The organism is Gardnerella swidsinskii, assembly GCF_023277705.1.
GTDB lineage: Bacteria > Actinomycetota > Actinomycetes > Actinomycetales > Bifidobacteriaceae > Bifidobacterium > Bifidobacterium swidsinskii.
The window spans coordinates 144,806-160,943 of the sequence record NZ_CP083176.1 but is presented as its reverse complement, the minus strand read 5'-3'; the positions used below and the strand labels follow the sequence as shown (position 1 = coordinate 160,943).

Genomic DNA, 16,138 nt, shown 5'->3' with positions numbered 1-16,138 from the left:
GTGTGATTTCGTATGAGGAAGATATTATGACTAAGTTCATTATTAATCAGGAATATAGTCCTGAAGCAATGAATCGAGTTTTGACAATACCTAATCTAATCAGTTTTTTGCGCATATGTTCAATTCCCTATATTGCTTGGCTTATTACACAGCAACAGATGACTTTTGCTCTTATTGTTTTAGCAATATCTGCGTTTTCTGATTGTCTTGATGGTTATATTGCTCGTACTTTGAATCAAGTTAGTAAGTTGGGTCAAATTCTTGATCCTATAGCTGATCGTCTATTAATTTTTTGCAGTACGTTAGCTTTAGCTGTTGCAATGATTATCCCTTGGTGGGCACTTTTATTAGTAGTATTGCGTGATGCTATTATGGCTATACTTGTAATAGTACTTGCGCAAAGAGATTATGGTCCTTTGCCTGTTAACTTTGTAGGTAAAGCTGGCACAGCACTTCTTATGCTTTCAATTGTTTCTTTAATGATTGTTTATGCTGTACCTACTGAGTCTATGCTCGTACTTTATGCTGCTGCACTTGCATGTGGAGTGTGGGGTATTGCTCTATATTGGTATGCTGGTCTGCTTTACTATATGCAAGCTTATTTGTTACTTGCTAAGTCAACAAAAACTAAATAAGGCGTGTACGCACATATGACTAAGCAAGATGAATTTGTTAGTTTAAAAGATAGTATCAAAGATTTAGATGTAAAACATACGTCTCATAAAAGCACTATGCCAATGTCTTTTGCTGCTCCTGATGGGATGTCGCTGACTAGGCGTAGGGCATTATTTTCGCACTCATTTACTGGTATTTCAACGCATCATGTTGTAATGTCTTCCAGTGGTTTTGCTCACAATCATGATCGTAGACGTTATATTGACGATTATGCTTTGCGTCTTATTGATGATTTAACTAATCGTCCAGTTGATCCAATGTTTATGGATGCAAGATTAAGTAAACAACCTGTTAAACCGTTTAATCTGTGGTTCACTAGAGCTATAGTATTTTTATTGTGTGTTTCTATTGGTACTGTTGGGAGCCAGTTTGTTCGCAAATTGCACACTGATCCTAGAAAAGCAATACGTTCTTCATTAGCTAATGAGTTGTCTGGCTATACGTCTCGTTTCGATAAGCTTGTAGAAGAAGTAACGTCATTGAGAAATAACGTAGATCATGAGTCGCAAAAAATTACTACGCCTGAAGAGGATGAAGTTAGTAAATCAGATGATATGGTTAATGGCACTCATGCTGTAGAAGGTTCTGGGATTACTTTGACTATTGCTAATCCTATTTCTGCTTCGAGCGATGTGAATAGCGGTTCTTTACCTCGCGAAAGTAATGGCGCAAGAATGCGATTAGTTACAGATCGTGATATTCAACAATTTGTGTCATTATTGTGGGAAGCAGGTGCTGAAGCTATTTCTGTTAACGGGCATAGACTTGGAGCGCAAACTTCTATTCGTGTTGCTGGTCAAACTATTCTTATTGGAGTTAATCAAACTCAAAGTCCATATGTTATTGAAGTTATTGGCGATTCTGATGATTTAATTAAACAATGTAATGATATGAAACGCATGAAATGGTACGCATCTTTAGTTAATGCAGGCATTAATCCACAGGTTTCACCTTCGAGAGTTATACGACTCAGTGCAGCAAACACAGGCGATATTAGTTTTGCCAATGAGAGAATTAGGAGATAAGCATGGCAGCGATTTTTGGATTAATTTTGGGAGTATTAATTGGAGTTGTTGTTCATCCAGATATTCCTATTGTCATTCAACCTTATTTACCTATTATGGTCGTTGCAGCACTAGATGCGTTGCTTGGTGCTGCACGTGCATATTTTGAAAGAAACTTTTCGGATAAAGTTTTTGTTATTTCATTCTTCTCAAATGTTATAGCAGCTACGTTGCTTGTTTTGCTTGGAAATCAGCTTGGCGTAGGTGCGCAATTACAAACTGCAGTTATCGTTGTTTTAGGAATTCGTATTTTCTCTAACGTTTCTGCAATTCGTCGTTTCATCTTCAGGAGTTAGCATATGGTTTCAATGTTTTCTCATTCTCCACAAGATGATGATATTCTTCATAAAATGCGTCGTCAAAAATCGCATGATCGTGAAAGTGATGAAACTCAAACTGGATCTTTCCCAGCAGTTCATCGTAAAGTAAAATCTTCACTAAGCGGTCACGTTACTCGAGCGCGTATATTTACGGGTTTTTTAATGATGTTGCTCTGCGCTTTATTAGGTTTTGCGTACATGATTCAAGTTAATCGTAGCAACTCACTTTTGTATGAAACAATGAGCGAAGAAGAATTGACTCGTCTTATTACAGAAACTCATTCTCAAATTCAGAGTTTGGAAAGCCGAAAAAGTGAATTAACAGGTCAGCTTAATTCGTTGCGTGAAGCAGTAGATAAACAAGATGAAGCTCGTCGTATTGCTCAGCAGAATGCTCAAGCAAATGGTCTTATTTCTGGACGTCTGCCGGCAGTAGGTAAAGGTATTGTAGTTCACATTACTGCAGGCGAAAAAGAGAATATTGATGCCGCTACGATGTTTCAGCTAATAGAGGAATTGCGAAATGCTGGCGTAGAAGTTATGTCTATTAACGATGTAAGAATAGTTACTTCAAGCTATATTTCGCAAACTAAACATGGTCTGATATGCGACAATATTATAATTGATCCTCCTTATATTGTGAAAGCAATTGGTGACCCTCAGAATTTGCAAAATGCTGTTAATATTGCAGGCGGTGTTGGGTCGCGTTTAAAAATTAAATTTGGTTCTTCTGTAATGGTTTCAGTGCCTGATGAAGTAGAAATTACTTCGACACGCGAACCAAAACAGTACGAATATGCAAAACCAGTCGAGTAACAAGGTAGAATAGCAAGTATGACTGAACCGATTCCTACAGCTGGCGAAACCACCATTATTGGTATGCCAGCTATTCATATTCCAATGAATACAACTTCAGATCGTCCTATGCAACAGGATGATTTTGATACTATAGCGAAATTACTTCCTGGTACTGCGTTGTTGATTTCAACTAGGGGAGCAGTGTCTGGTTCTCGCTATCTTCTCGATGAAGACTTAGTAACAGTTGGACGTGATTCGCATGCTGATATTTTGTTAGACGATTCTACTGTTTCGCGTGCGCATGCAGTGTTTAAGCGCCATAATGGCGTGTTTAGCATTTCAGATTCTGGAAGTCTAAATGGTACGTATGTAAATCGTGAACGTGTTGATGAATCAGTGCTGCATAATGGCGATGAAATTATGATTGGCAAATTCAGACTGGTATTTTTCGCACATGACGCAGTCACAGTCCGATAATGTGATTAATGCAGTACAGGGGGAGCTTTTTAATTTTTCTCTGTCTGCTGATCACGCTTCAGGATACCGTGGTAGTGTCGCTATGAAGGTTGCCGGTATTACCTACCGGCAACTCGATTATTGGGCTCGTAAAAGCATTATAGAGCCTTCAATTCATGCATCTAGCGGTTCTGGTTCTCGTCGTTTGTATTCTTTTAAAGATATTGCGATTATGGCTGTAGCTAAAAGGCTGCTTGATGCTGGTGTTAATTTAGTTAATGTTACTACGGCTATTATTTTTCTTAATCGATACTCAGAAGAACGTTTGAGAAGTATGACTATTATTTGTGATGGTCAATCTGTTCAAGAGTGCGATGAGAATCAAGATAATATGCGTCGTATGCTTGCTTCTGGTTTAGCAGTATTTGCTATTGCTGTTGGTCGCATTGTTTCTAGAGTGGAAGAGGACTTATCTTCTGAAAATTCTGTTGATGCTACGCAAGTTGAAGAAAAAAGTAGTAAGTCTACTCACAAATCTTATTCAAAACCTACTTCTCATACATCTTCAAACTCATGGAGTCTTGTTCAGGAAACGTGGGGATAATGGCATGTTCGTAGTTGTTATTATCGCTGTTATTTGCTGGTTTGCTTCAGTATCATTGTTTTTATATAGTTTATTTGCTTGCGTGCGTTTTTTAGTAAAATTTCGAAAAAATGCTTATTTGAAATCAAATAGTATTAGCAATAGTGATAAGAGAAGTTCTATTGGTTTAATGCCTTGGAGTATTGTTATTACGCATTGTTGTGGGCTTCCTTGCGCAATGCTTGCATACATGCTTTTGCATATTGTTCGCGATTTTGGATTTGTTTGTGATGATTATTGGTTATTAATGAGATCAACGCTGATTGCGTCATATGCGATTATTATCGCGCTTATTTTTGCTAATATTTTTGCAATGCTATTTTGTGCGTACCGAAGTTGCAAGTCTTAGATTATTTAGCAAGAAGTATATCGTAGGGATATTATTTGATAGTAGTGTGAGACTTTGTTGGTTGCGTTTGATTATTATCTCTAATTTGACATAACGTACATTATCGGATAAATATCAAGTAAATCTAGTCAAATAATAAGCTCAACCGGCAGAAACTGTGCAGCGTTGTAAAGAAACTGTCGTTTTCTCACTAAAAAACGACCGAAACTTTACGAGGGTGTAAAGAAAAAGCCGTTACGACAAAAATTCTGATTAGATTAAGCGAAATATTCGCAAATTGCAGTGTTTAATTCGTTTACGCTATCAATAATTCTGTAAGATCCGTGTGCTTCAAGCTCGCCAGGCTCAGCATAGCCCCAAGCGCATCCCAAGCAATCCAAGCCGCAATCTTTTGCTCCGTCAGCATCAGTCCAGCGGTCTCCAACCATCAAAGCTCTGTCGCCTTTTTCTGGATTGTAATCAATCACATCAAAAACATAACGAATAACTTGAGTTTTGCTAATACGCGACATATCTTTACTCGCGCCATAAATTCCGTCAAGATACTTCGTCAAACCAAAATATTCGCAAATAGGCTTTACTTGATATTCTGGCTTGCAAGATGCGGTTGCTAAATAATATCCAGCTTCACGAAGTTTTGTAAGTTGCTCAAGTATTCCATCGTATACTTTGTTAAGTAGGCATCCTGGAATTTTTTTACCAGGATTATTAGGATCATCAAAAGTTGCTACTTCAGAATAATACTTGCGATACGTAGCAAGTCCCTTTGCTAGCAGCGATTCAGGCACATTATTGCGTTGAAGAGATTCTAAAATTGAAGGACCTATAAAACGGTGCATTTCAGCATCGTCCGGAATAGGCTGTTTCAACTCTTTCAATGCAAGCTTTGCGCAAGTAATAATACCAGCATCTGACTTTGTTAATGTGCCATCAAGATCAAGCAGGATAATGTGACGACTAGTACATCCTGAAGACACTGAGAATTCACTCATAGTCAGGAATCCAGCCCTCATGATGCATTTTTAGACGCTTGTCTAGTAAAGTTTTTAATTCTTCTTCACTACGACGTTCAAGCAGCATATCCCAATGCGTCCTAGACGGCTTGTTGAAATCATCATCTGGGCGATCATCGTCGCCTTCGCGATGTGCAATCGTGCCGCAGCGGCATTCCCACTCTTCAGGAATTTCTGCGCCTTGAGCAAAAGGAAGAATCGTGCGATGCCCCTTTGGGCACACATACACAACATCATTTCGTGCAGCGAAATCTACATTATCGTCAGATTCCAATGATTTCGCACCAATGCTCATACCGCGTAAACTGCGTTCTGCCATAGTATCTCCTTGTGTAGTACTTTATAAAATTACCGAATTGCACGGACTATATATATAAAAACGATTTATATATACAAAATACATGCGTTTTATTTGTATATGCTCATACTTATACATCTGAGTATGCTACAACTCCACGGTTTAATAGTTTTGCAGCTTCATAAGCGCATGAAGCAAGATTTTTATCTACGCCATCTATAGCTTGTAAATATTCTCCTGTTGCAAAAAGTTGAGTAAGTAAATCAATAAGACGTTTAGTTTGACGCACGAAATCTCCTCCAGTGCTGTCGGTATTGCGCAAAATTTCAGCTAGATCAGCACCATTAGCCCAATCGTACATAATATCTACAGCACCAAATTCAAGCGGTCTTAACGCTGGCAAATGAGCGTCTGCGCATAATGCGCTAGTACGCATAAATAATTCTTTCATTCGCAATACTGTATTAAATATCGCGCCATCCTTGCCGCCTGGATATCGTCTAGGTTCTCCCCCTGCAGGTCCTCTAGATTCATAAACTAATGCAGACAAGCACGATAATAATTCAAGCGACGAAAGATCATTAAAAATTCCTTCGCAAATAGCTTCAGCAAATACAATGTCTAGTTCGTTATACAACCTTCTTAACAATTGACCGCGCTCAGTAAGGTGCAAAATTTGGTTTTGTGAAGAATCTTCAGATTGTAAATAATCCAAACTGTACAATACGTCACAAATATGGTCAAAAGTTCTAGCAACAGAACCAGTACGAGATTCGTAGCGTTCACGTACTTGATCAAGTTCCTTATGTTCTCTAATCCAATGGTAGCCCCAACGCAAATGTTGTTGAATATCTGCACAACCTGCACACGGATGCGTTCGCTCAGCTTCTCTAAGATTTGCAATAACATCATCCAACGCTTTAAACGCTGCTGTGCGTTCTGCATCTGTGCGGAATAAAGTATGTTTAAGTTTACGGCGTTGATCGTGTTGAGCTTCTTTAAGCTTCATACGTAATTGTAAGAATTCAGCAAAATCCCCATGTTCGCAGTGGAATGCTTCTTCATAGCCTTTAAGAGCTGTTTCAAGTTCGTTCATGCGATTATGTAAACGTTCAGCAGAAGCATTAGCTTCCCATTGAGCAAAAGAACGATCTAGTGTTGTTCTAGCAGTGTCTGCATCGCTTGAGTTCAGCAAATTAACTGCCATATTAAACGTAGGAACGAAGCTGGAATGTAGCGGGTATACGCGTTTACTAGAAAGTGCTGCAGCTTGTTGAGGGACGAAATCAGCATGATCTACAAGAATTGCGTAACCAATATCGTCAATTCCACGTCTTCCAGCACGACCTGTAAGTTGCGTAAATTCTCCAGGCGTAAGAGGTACATGCCCAGTGCCGTCAAATTTTACTAGCTTTTCTACAACAACGCTTCGAGCTGGCATATTTAAGCCTAAAGCAAGTGTTTCTGTTGCAAAAACAACTTTAATAAGTCCGCGTTCAAATAGTGTTTCAACAATGTGACGGAATAATGCAATCATACCGGCATGATGTGCTGCAAATCCTTGTTCGAGAGCAAAACGAAAACGTTCAAAGCTTAAAGCGTGTAAATCTTCTTTAGAAAGTTGATTTGCAACCATACTGTCGACAATTTTACGTATTTCGTACATTTCTTCATCAGAGGTAAGTATTAATCCTGCGTTTAAACATTGTTGAACAGCTTGATCGCATCCGGAACGAGAGAAGATAAAATAAATTCCTGGCAGCATTCCTAGGTAATCTAATTCGTCAATAACAGCCCAGCGGCGAGGAGTATGTCGTTTCGCGCATTTATCTAACTGTGCAACTCCCCCGTTAACTCTGTGTTTCTTACCTTTTCTGTAACGGTATTTGCTATCGCTGTAAGATTCTTTACGGCGACGAGCTCGGTACTCAAATTCATTAAGTTTCCTAGTCAATGCAGGGTTAACGCGCTTAGTTACGTTTCCATTATTGTCATGGTCGTATAAATCGAGTAACTCAGGCTCAGTTGCAGAATCCTCTTGAACAACAACATGTCTTTCTAAAGGCACAGGTCTGTGTTCGTCGACAATCAAATGAGTTTCTCCACGCACTGATTCTAGCCATGCAGAAAAATCTTCAACATTTGAAACAGTTGCAGACAACCCAATAATTTTCACCGATTTCGGAAGGTGAATAATAACTTCCTCCCACACAGCTCCGCGGAATTTATCTGCAAGATAATGAATTTCATCAAGAACGACAAAACCTAAGGATTGCAACGTAATCGAATGCTCGTAAAGCATATTTCTTAAAACTTCAGTAGTCATTACAACAATGTCTGCTTCAGGATTTACAGAAGTATCTCCAGTTAATAACCCTACTCTGTCTGAGCCGTATAGTTCGCAGAAATCGTGATATTTTTGATTACTTAAAGCTTTAATAGGCGTTGTGTAAAAAGCTTTTACATTACGATTTTGCGCAAGAAATACAGCAAAATCCGCAACAACAGTTTTACCAGCTCCAGTAGGAGCAGCAACTAAAACATTATTGCCATTTTCTAGTGCATCAATAGCTTCAAGTTGAAAATCATCAAGTTCAAAAGACAAAGAACGCTCAAATTTAGATGCCATTGAACGCTCGTGCTTCATTGTATTTTTAAAAGCTGCGAAACGTTGTGAAGGAGATAATACTACATCATTCTCATTGCAGTCAGTTGGATTGCCTGATTTATTTTTGCAGTCTTTTTTCTGTGATAAATGAGACATAAAAAGTATTAGTCGCTTTCTTATATGCTATAGCTGAATGTCTTCTTCGCGAAGAGATTTTTTATCCCAATGCTGCCATATTTTACGGTGATTTTCGCGAATTTTTTGATGACGCTCAATAACTTTTGTGTGCGTTCGCTCATATCGATTCGTTGCATCTTTAATAGGAAGTGTAAATAATGGATCTCGAGGATTTTCATTATCTTCTTTATTTGGTTCGTGCAAACGTTCAAATCTAGAAGAAACGTCTTCGGAAATACCAAAACAGACCTTAGCTATTTTTATTGCGCTTAAAATGACAATAACAACTCCTAGCGCTACCATTATCAGCATAAAAACTGTTATGAGTAGCCAAATCCACCAAGGCATTGTTATTCCTCTGTATTCGCATTATCAGCGTGATTAACGCTTAATTCACGTTGAGCGCGAGCAATAATCATACTGCGCAATGTTTCAGGAGCAACAGCTGTAATATGACGTGCGTGAGCAATGCAAAAAGCAACGAACCATGAATCAGAAGAAACAGTAAGATGGACTTTTACTCCGCTGCCACAAGTTTCCATAGTGGCTCCAGAAAGATTCTTCAAAAAGTTCAATTCTGTTTCATCGGTAATGAAGCAAGTTTCAGTTCCGTTATCAAAGCTCCACTTGCGAAGTTCACTAACTGGCACATCTGGAATTTTAACTTGAGATACAGGCTCTACAACTTCTGCACGTTCAATACGTGCTACGCGAAGAACTTGCCAAATGCGAGGCAATCCATTCGCTTTATTAATTGTCGTATCTTTAGCAACAAATTCACGTTTATCTTCTGGTGTTTGCTGCTCTACATCAGTCCATACTGCAACATAGTAAACGCCTTCATCAACGTAAATCTTCGACGGTGCAACAATCTTGCGACGAATACGTCCTGCCCCGTCAGTGTATTCCATATCTAGTAAAGATCCAGAGTTAATAGCACTGCGAACAATAGAACAATTTCGAGACTCAATTTCGTAACCTGTTAAACTCAGCCATGGAGTTTGACCAGGAAGAACATGACGGCGAAGACGCTTATACAAGGATTCAGCTTGTGTGCGCTGTTCAATAGGCAAAAGCAAGGAATGCGCCAAATAATTAGCAGACGCAGTAAGCATGCTCAAATATTGCTGTGAAATTCCAGCAAGTCTTTCCAATCCTAAAGAGTTAGTAGCAGAAACAATTCCCTCGTTCTCAAGAAGAGTCCAATCTATATCAAAGAATTGGCTTCCGGCCATTTCCCCATCGTCAGAAACAGTAGTAAGAGTATTTATATCCTTGTGAAGAATTGTAACAAATCGACGAAGTTCATCATCGCTTTTTGGTCTACCAATAAAACGCTCAGCAAGCTCGTCTAATGGGAATTCCTCTCCAAGATGAGCAGACAAGAAAAGCATCAATCGAAGCCTACGATCTACTTCACTTCCAGTTTGGAATGAAGAGCCTTTTTTGGTATGCGATTTATCAGTGTTGCTATTTTGTTCTTCAATATTTTGCGCTTCTTGTATAGCACCTTCTTCATCTTTTTGCTCATTTTCGTCATATTGAGCAAAATTAACTGCTGCGTGCAAACGGCGATGGAAAGCATCAACTGCTTCTTGAGGGCTTACTACGCTAGATCCAGGATGTTCTAGTACAAACATCGCTAAATCGTCAGCATCAGTATAAGCAACGTTTAAATGTTCACCATCGACATCCACAGTTGCGGCAAATCTGCGAGAATCAATAACTTTTACCAATGAATCAGGTAGCATTTGTGTTCCAAGACCAGGTGCGATTGAATCTAATCCTAAGCCAGGAATAGGAGTTTGTGGAACTCTAGGAGCAGTGCGAGAAGTGCGCTGTTGCTCGTGTTGACCTGAATCAAGAGAAGAAATAGACATTGAACGAGCAAGATAATTTGCTGCAGCTAAAACTGGTAATTCAGATTGGTCGAAACGTAAACGTACGCGAGGCTCATCGCCTAATTGCAAACGATAAGACGCAAAGTCTTGACCTTCGGACTTCGAAGAATATTCTGGCTGCCTAGATTCTATTGCAATACCCATAGCAGCAAGCTTTGCGCGATCTCGCTGGAACTGTTTTGCGAATGCTGCTTTAGCTGCTTGATCTGCAAGCTCACCGTATGAATCTGCATATGCCTTTACGCGCTGTGCAATTTGACGCGAAGTCAGCCATTGCGGGAATGCGGAAGACAATACAGCGAGTACATCTAACTCGTGTTTGCCCCATTTGTCGGAAAAACGTCGCCTTCCGTTGCTTCCTTCTACCATTAGTCCTCACGTATCATGTTTGTATCAATTTACTTATGCGCCTTGCATACAAGCGACTACGAAATGCAGCAAAACTTGTGTTGCAATATTGCGCACACCTTTTCTATTTTAATGGTGTTTTGCGGTACGTGTGGACATTTTTTTAAAAAACTTCTAATAATTATATATTTTTTATTCACACGAACATCAACAACGTTGAAAATACGCCATTTTTTCGCGACACGCCATATAATTTTTTATAGATAATTTTATTTACTATCAATAAAAATCGCATATTTGCAAGAAATCTGCTTTAAACCCAAGAGTCTGGTTCAATTCCTTGCGGTCCCACGAATTCTCCATTTGGCACATAACTTGGTTCTCCTGTATCTTCTAAAACAGCGTCAGCAAACATTGAAACTTGGTTTCCAAATGTCCAATCTCCCCTAATAGTTACTGATTTTGCAGCAGCTAAAGCTGGAACAGAATATGGGAATCTTTCGTTGAAATCATTGATGTTTTTGTAATAACGTGGATCCAAATCAATATCAGGAAATATATAGTTACCATCTTCCATTTCATATGAATCAGTAAGATGGAATCTATCTGATCGCATAATAAATAAGTCATTGGTTGTTTTAACAGGCAAGAAACGCATGCGATCAACTTCTACGCAAATTGCGTCATCGAAAAGTGAAGCTATTGCTCCCATTGCTGTTTCCAATTGCACTACCGGAGTGCTGCTTTCGTCAGTTGGGTCAACAGTTTTGTGATTAAAAATAACAGGCAAAGGCAAAATCCCTTTGTGCTCTTTTAACTTTTTTTCTAGAGCATCTACACGAACCCAAATATTATTTGTGTTGAAGTATGGATGTTTTTTAATGCTTTGTGCGCTTCTACGATCCTCAGGATGAACCTGTGTCATTTCTCGTAGCATTAGTCTTCCTGTTTTCGCGTCCCTAACAATGTGACCGCCCTTACGATCTGCTTGAGTTCGCTTCGCAACCTCAATCATGATAGGTGCGCCAGTATTTTCAAAATGTTGAGCAAGAGTGCGCGACGGTCTAGCACCTAAATTGTCAGAATTTGAAATAAACAAATACTCAATTCCATTTTCTTTAAGAGTATGCAATAAATCAGATTCCCACAGAGTTGAAAAAATATCGCCGTGACCTGGAGGACACCATTCAAGAGATCGATCTTCCTTGTGAGAAACCGGTTCTCCAGTTTCCTCTGCTAATTTTGGTTCTTGATGTTGAATAATTTCTACAGGAATATTGTCTTGCACAAACTTGCGATTGCGTTTTAGTACTTGCAAAGTATCATGAGACGTGCGGAAAGAATTCATGAAAATAAGCGGAAGATTAACTCCTAATCGCTGACGAGCTGTAAGAACTTGTCCAATAATAATATCAATAAAGCGCATTTGGCGAGCTTTATGCCTACGAACTGGTAGTAAAGATTTTGCGCAAGACAAGCCCATAGATGTTCCCAAACCGCCATTTAATTTAATAAAAGCAGTTTTTGCGAATGCGTTAACAGCTTTGTCGTGATCAATAGTTTCGTAAATTTCGTGGAAAGTTGGAACGCTTTTAATAGGCTCAACCGTGCTCTCGCGAATAAACTCCGCAGACTTATCCCCTGATTTATCTAAATTCCAAGCATTATATAAGTGTTTAAATTGTTCAATAGCAATTTCGCTCATGCCTTGTTCGCGCATCTTTGCAGCGGACAACTCAAACGCGTCATCCATGTAAAAGCCTCCTCGTATGCATGTGACCTTAATAGTTTAGCGATTTGTGCGTTGCTGCGCAAATATTGCTTTTAACGGTTATTTTGAAATACTATTATGATTCTACCAAAGTTAGAAATTGCAAGATAGAAAATAATAAGCGCAGCCAATAATAAATACCGACTGCGCTTATGAGAAAATTTGCTACTAAACACCACTAAATATGAAATTTAGTTATTTTCTGCATTGTTGTCATCATTTTCTTCCGGTTCATCGCCAGTTTTTAGATGATGCTCGTCGTAGCCTTGCAAGTAACGAGTGTGGCGCCAATGGTGAATAGAAGCGTTCGTACCGCGATGATGTACGTGATACTTACGTGGAGTACCGCCATAAGGAAGCTCTTTAACTTCGCTAGCAACTGCCATTTGGTTCACATTAGAAGGATCCATAATAGCAATTGGAGCAACAGGCTCTGGTTCTGTTGGAGCGGCAGTTCGATTCTTCAAGTGCGATGGCAACCATTGTGCAAACCAAGACAATGCCAAGCAAATAAGGAAATATATTACTGCTGCAACGCTTAATGTTTGCAAAATATTAAAGTACATTGATCCGAGTCTGCGCGATTCCTGAAGCAAATCAGTGTACATAATAATTGAACCAAGTGCAGTATCCTTCAAAACAACTACAAGCTGAGTTACTGCTGCAGGCATCATAGCAATAATTGCTTGAGGCATTTCAATTTGTGTCAATGATTGGTACTCGCTCAATCCTAATGCAAGTGAAGCTTCTCTTTGACCGTTTGGCAAGTTGCCAACACCTGATCTAACAAGTTCTGCAACAACAGAACCGTTATACATAATCAGTGCCAAAACAACAGCCCAGTATGATGATTCTTTCATACCAGAAAGTGCGAATGCTCTCCACAAGAAAATCATAAGCATCAATACTGGTACTGCGCGGCAAAATTCTACTACTATTGCGGAAATACTACGAATAATAAAATTAGGTAGTAAACGGCAAAGTCCGAAGAATAAGCCAAATACAATAGAACCAACTACTGCAAGTAACGATGCTTTTAGTGTCATCCATAATCCAGGAAGATAAAAATCAACCCAGGCCTCAGATTCGAGTGCAGGATTCCAAAGCGTCCAAGAAAGTTGGTTTTCTCCCTCTGGAGGATTGCTCAAACGAACGAGAATAGCAATAATGCAAATAACAAAAATGCAACCGGCAATAATATTAGCTATGCGAATTTTCTTAAGAGCTTTTGGACCTGGAGCATCGAATAATAATGATTGTTCACGTTGTTTAGCCATTGTTATCACCTTCTCACAGCAAGTTTATTTGACAAATAAGTAGTCAAAATGCCGATAGGAATGATGAGCATAATGTATCCGCAAGCGAAAATTAAGAAGATTGGAACAATCAAATCTGCATGTTTCTCAATCATTTCGCTCATCATTGTTGAAGTCTCAGTGGCAACTGATGCAGCAGCAGCAACTGTAGAATTCTTAAGCAAAGCAATAAATGTATTACCTAATGGTGCTACTGAACCGCAGAAAGTTTGTGGAAGAATTACTTGTGTTGCAGATTGGAAGAAATTTAATCCAAGAGCGCGGCAAGCTTCTGCTTGGCCAACAGGCACGGTATTAAGACCAGATCTCAATGATTCGCAAACAAATGCTGCAGTATAAAGCGACAATCCGGCAACTGCCAGCCAGAAGAAATTCACTTCAAAAATTGAGGAGAATCCTATCTTAAGCTGAGCGTAAACGCCTAAAACCATGAAAACCATAATGATGGTAAGTGGCATGTTTTTAAACAATTCAACATAAACTGTAGCAATCATGCGTAATGATGAAACAGGGCAAATGCGCATAGTAACAAGAATTACGCCAATAATTGATGAAAAAAGTACACTCCATAAAGTTATTTCAATATTAACCAAGAATGCTCCTGGAATATTGTAGGAGGTAAATAGCTGCATAAAATCTTGCATATTACTTCTCTCCTTCTTGAGGAATTGGCGGATTATACTTTGCGTTCGGCTTAAAGCCAGTGCCTCGTAAATTGTCGTCTAGAGCTCTTTTCCATGATCCGTTACGAATCATGTCTTTTAAGGCTGCATTAATTTTCTTAGCTAAGCCTGTATTTCCTTTTTTAATACCAATTCCGTAATATTCTGCGGTAAATGGCTTGCCTACAAGCTTTAAACGACCTCGAGAAGCGGTTGCTAAACCAGCAAGAATAATGTCGTCGGTAGTTACAGCATCTACAATTCCTGAGAATAATGCAGTTGCACATTCTGCATAACCAGGCTGTTGCATAAGCTGTACCTTTGAAGAGTAACGCTCCTTAATAGCAATTGCAGATGTTGAGCCTGAAACTGAGCATAAACGCTTTCCGTCCAAATCATTTGGACCGCTTACTTTATGCTCATCTTTTCGAATTAGCAAATCCTGACCGGCAATAAAGTAAGGTCCTGCAAACGAAACCATTTTCTTGCGAGCGTCAGTAATGGAATATGTTGCAACAATCATATCTACATCACCGTTTTGAAGCATTGTTTCACGCTGTTTAGATGGTGATTCTTTCCATACGATTTGATCTTCTGAATAGCCGAGCTTTTTGGCAACGTACTTAGCAACATCAACGTCGAATCCAACGTAAGTTCCTGATTTTTTGAAACCCATACCAGGCTGATCGAATTTAATACCAATGCGTATGACTTTTTTACCATCGCTACGATCGCAAGCTGTAAGCGGCATAACGCAGCATACGGTACAAAGCATCGCTAGTATCGCACGAAAAATGCGATTTTGTAATATTTTCATATCTTTTCCCTTCGTAAGAACTGTTTTAAAGTTTCAGAATTTTTACTGAAAGATAAAACAAAAAAGCAGATTAATGCGTAAGAATCTTGGAAAGGAAATCTTTTGCACGATCAGTTTTTGGATGTTCAAAGAATTCTTCAGGAGTGCCTTGTTCAAGAATTTGACCATCTGCCATAAATACAATTCTGTCAGCTGCCTTGCGTGCAAATCCCATTTCGTGGGTAACACAAATCATAGTCATGCCTTCTTTTGCAAGCTCAACCATGACATCAAGAACTTCATTAACCATTTCCGGATCTAGTGCAGATGTAGGCTCGTCAAAAAGCATAACTTTTGGCTGCATAGCAAGAGCTCGAGCAATTGCAACACGCTGCTGCTGGCCGCCGGAAAGTTGTGAAGGCATTTTGTTTGCTTGATTATCAACTCCGACTCGAGTGAGCAATTCCATAGCAAGAGATTCAGCACTTTGCTGATCCATATGGCGCACTTTCATTGGAGCAAGAGTAACATTTTCCAAAATAGTCTTGTTAGCGAAAAGATTAAAGGACTGGAATACCATACCAACTTCTGCTCGCAAAGCTGCAAGTTCTTTTCCTTCTTGAGGAAGTGGCTCACCGTCAATACGTATGTCACCTGAATCAATAGTTTCGAGACGGTTAATTGTGCGACACATTGTCGATTTACCAGAACCAGATGGACCGATAATAACTAGTACTTCGCCTTTGTTAACAGTCAGATTGATGTCTTTTAGCACATGAAGTTTTCCATAATGCTTTTCGACATGACTTAGTTCTACGAGGGGATTTGCCGCTTTTTGCACTGAAATAGTGCGATTAGTCATATCCTCGGCGTTTGGATTTGACTTTGATACTTGCTTATCCATAACAAGAAGTTTAGCTAATCTGTGTTACAGCTATTTATC

17 protein-coding genes are annotated in these 16,138 nt (G+C 39.2%); 7 read left to right on the top strand and 10 right to left on the bottom strand.

Annotation, left to right across the window (positions count from 1 at the left end; all coding sequences use genetic code 11):
* Nucleotides 1-26: 26 nt before the first annotated feature.
* The 7 genes from K9E37_RS00680 to K9E37_RS00650 all read left to right on the top strand — a co-directional run bounded on the left by K9E37_RS00680 (nt 27) and on the right by K9E37_RS00650 (nt 4,305).
* Nucleotides 27-635 carry a CDP-alcohol phosphatidyltransferase family protein gene (locus tag K9E37_RS00680; protein ID WP_248893369.1) on the top strand — a complete coding sequence of 203 codons (609 nt, stop codon included), beginning with the start codon at nt 27-29 and terminating at the stop codon, nt 633-635.
* A gap of 15 nt (nt 636-650) precedes the next feature.
* Nucleotides 651-1,700, top strand: a complete 1,050-nt coding sequence (locus K9E37_RS00675) for a DUF881 domain-containing protein (protein WP_081378935.1) — start codon at nt 651-653, stop codon at nt 1,698-1,700.
* 2 nt (nt 1,701-1,702) lie between these two features.
* Nucleotides 1,703-2,035: a small basic family protein gene (locus K9E37_RS00670; RefSeq protein ID WP_004106615.1), complete on the top strand. Its 333-nt coding sequence runs from the start codon at nt 1,703-1,705 to the stop codon at nt 2,033-2,035.
* 3 nt (nt 2,036-2,038) lie between these two features.
* On the top strand, nt 2,039-2,875 hold the full coding sequence (locus tag K9E37_RS00665; protein ID WP_004108919.1) for a DUF881 domain-containing protein: 837 nt from the start codon (nt 2,039-2,041) through the stop codon (nt 2,873-2,875).
* 18 nt (nt 2,876-2,893) lie between these two features.
* Nucleotides 2,894-3,334, top strand: coding sequence for an FHA domain-containing protein (locus K9E37_RS00660; protein ID WP_004108920.1), 441 nt, complete (start codon nt 2,894-2,896; stop codon nt 3,332-3,334).
* Nucleotides 3,312-3,917 (top strand): MerR family transcriptional regulator, encoded by a 606-nt coding sequence (locus K9E37_RS00655; protein ID WP_033888435.1) that lies wholly within the window; start codon nt 3,312-3,314, stop codon nt 3,915-3,917. Before K9E37_RS00660 ends, K9E37_RS00655 begins: the two co-directional genes overlap by 23 nt.
* Before the next feature lie 118 nt (nt 3,918-4,035).
* Nucleotides 4,036-4,305, top strand: a complete 270-nt coding sequence (locus K9E37_RS00650; protein WP_231130938.1) for a hypothetical protein — start codon at nt 4,036-4,038, stop codon at nt 4,303-4,305.
* Nucleotides 4,306-4,562: 257 nt separating this feature from the next.
* On the opposite strand, the gene K9E37_RS00645 is transcribed toward K9E37_RS00650, so the two are convergent.
* From K9E37_RS00645 to K9E37_RS00600, 10 genes are all read right to left on the bottom strand, one after another.
* Nucleotides 4,563-5,297 (bottom strand): HAD hydrolase-like protein, encoded by a 735-nt coding sequence (locus K9E37_RS00645; protein WP_012914194.1) that lies wholly within the window; start codon nt 5,295-5,297, stop codon nt 4,563-4,565.
* Nucleotides 5,290-5,637, bottom strand: coding sequence for an RNA polymerase-binding protein RbpA (locus K9E37_RS00640; RefSeq protein ID WP_004106625.1), 348 nt, complete (start codon nt 5,635-5,637; stop codon nt 5,290-5,292). Before K9E37_RS00640 ends, K9E37_RS00645 begins: the two co-directional genes overlap by 8 nt.
* Before the next feature lie 109 nt (nt 5,638-5,746).
* Nucleotides 5,747-8,380, bottom strand: coding sequence for a DEAD/DEAH box helicase (locus K9E37_RS00635; RefSeq protein ID WP_076002880.1), 2,634 nt, complete (start codon nt 8,378-8,380; stop codon nt 5,747-5,749).
* Nucleotides 8,381-8,407: 27 nt separating this feature from the next.
* On the bottom strand, nt 8,408-8,749 hold the full coding sequence (locus K9E37_RS00630) for a hypothetical protein (RefSeq protein WP_064622067.1): 342 nt from the start codon (nt 8,747-8,749) through the stop codon (nt 8,408-8,410).
* A gap of 2 nt (nt 8,750-8,751) precedes the next feature.
* Nucleotides 8,752-10,671 (bottom strand): helix-turn-helix transcriptional regulator, encoded by a 1,920-nt coding sequence (locus K9E37_RS00625; RefSeq protein ID WP_248893367.1) that lies wholly within the window; start codon nt 10,669-10,671, stop codon nt 8,752-8,754.
* A gap of 292 nt (nt 10,672-10,963) precedes the next feature.
* Entirely contained in the window at nt 10,964-12,403 is a 1,440-nt protein-coding gene (locus K9E37_RS00620; protein ID WP_064621583.1) for a UTP--glucose-1-phosphate uridylyltransferase, read from the bottom strand.
* A gap of 209 nt (nt 12,404-12,612) precedes the next feature.
* Nucleotides 12,613-13,698 (bottom strand): amino acid ABC transporter permease, encoded by a 1,086-nt coding sequence (locus K9E37_RS00615; RefSeq protein WP_004108936.1) that lies wholly within the window; start codon nt 13,696-13,698, stop codon nt 12,613-12,615.
* A 5-nt stretch (nt 13,699-13,703) separates the two neighbouring features.
* Nucleotides 13,704-14,381 carry an ABC transporter permease subunit gene (locus K9E37_RS00610; RefSeq protein ID WP_004108938.1) on the bottom strand — a complete coding sequence of 226 codons (678 nt, stop codon included), beginning with the start codon at nt 14,379-14,381 and terminating at the stop codon, nt 13,704-13,706.
* Between the two features lies 1 nt (nt 14,382).
* Entirely contained in the window at nt 14,383-15,216 is an 834-nt protein-coding gene (locus K9E37_RS00605; RefSeq protein ID WP_033888434.1) for a glutamate ABC transporter substrate-binding protein, read from the bottom strand.
* Nucleotides 15,217-15,286: 70 nt separating this feature from the next.
* Nucleotides 15,287-16,099 (bottom strand): amino acid ABC transporter ATP-binding protein, encoded by an 813-nt coding sequence (locus tag K9E37_RS00600; RefSeq protein ID WP_012914189.1) that lies wholly within the window; start codon nt 16,097-16,099, stop codon nt 15,287-15,289.
* Between the last annotated feature and the right edge of the window lie 39 nt (nt 16,100-16,138).

Coding starts and splice junctions, on each gene's coding strand:
- K9E37_RS00615 (WP_004108936.1), bottom strand. CDS start 13,698: ATGGCTAAACAACGTGAACAATCATTATTATTCGATGCTCCAGGTCCA.
- K9E37_RS00620 (WP_064621583.1), bottom strand. CDS start 12,403: ATGGATGACGCGTTTGAGTTGTCCGCTGCAAAGATGCGCGAACAAGGC.
- K9E37_RS00655 (WP_033888435.1), top strand. CDS start 3,312: ATGACGCAGTCACAGTCCGATAATGTGATTAATGCAGTACAGGGGGAG.
- K9E37_RS00665 (WP_004108919.1), top strand. CDS start 2,039: ATGGTTTCAATGTTTTCTCATTCTCCACAAGATGATGATATTCTTCAT.
- K9E37_RS00605 (WP_033888434.1), bottom strand. CDS start 15,216: ATGAAAATATTACAAAATCGCATTTTTCGTGCGATACTAGCGATGCTT.
- K9E37_RS00625 (WP_248893367.1), bottom strand. CDS start 10,671: ATGGTAGAAGGAAGCAACGGAAGGCGACGTTTTTCCGACAAATGGGGC.
- K9E37_RS00680 (WP_248893369.1), top strand. CDS start 27: ATGACTAAGTTCATTATTAATCAGGAATATAGTCCTGAAGCAATGAAT.
- K9E37_RS00670 (WP_004106615.1), top strand. CDS start 1,703: ATGGCAGCGATTTTTGGATTAATTTTGGGAGTATTAATTGGAGTTGTT.
- K9E37_RS00630 (WP_064622067.1), bottom strand. CDS start 8,749: ATGCCTTGGTGGATTTGGCTACTCATAACAGTTTTTATGCTGATAATG.
- K9E37_RS00675 (WP_081378935.1), top strand. CDS start 651: ATGACTAAGCAAGATGAATTTGTTAGTTTAAAAGATAGTATCAAAGAT.
- K9E37_RS00645 (WP_012914194.1), bottom strand. CDS start 5,297: ATGAGTGAATTCTCAGTGTCTTCAGGATGTACTAGTCGTCACATTATC.
- K9E37_RS00610 (WP_004108938.1), bottom strand. CDS start 14,381: ATGCAAGATTTTATGCAGCTATTTACCTCCTACAATATTCCAGGAGCA.
- K9E37_RS00600 (WP_012914189.1), bottom strand. CDS start 16,099: ATGGATAAGCAAGTATCAAAGTCAAATCCAAACGCCGAGGATATGACT.
- K9E37_RS00640 (WP_004106625.1), bottom strand. CDS start 5,637: ATGGCAGAACGCAGTTTACGCGGTATGAGCATTGGTGCGAAATCATTG.
- K9E37_RS00635 (WP_076002880.1), bottom strand. CDS start 8,380: ATGTCTCATTTATCACAGAAAAAAGACTGCAAAAATAAATCAGGCAAT.
- K9E37_RS00660 (WP_004108920.1), top strand. CDS start 2,894: ATGACTGAACCGATTCCTACAGCTGGCGAAACCACCATTATTGGTATG.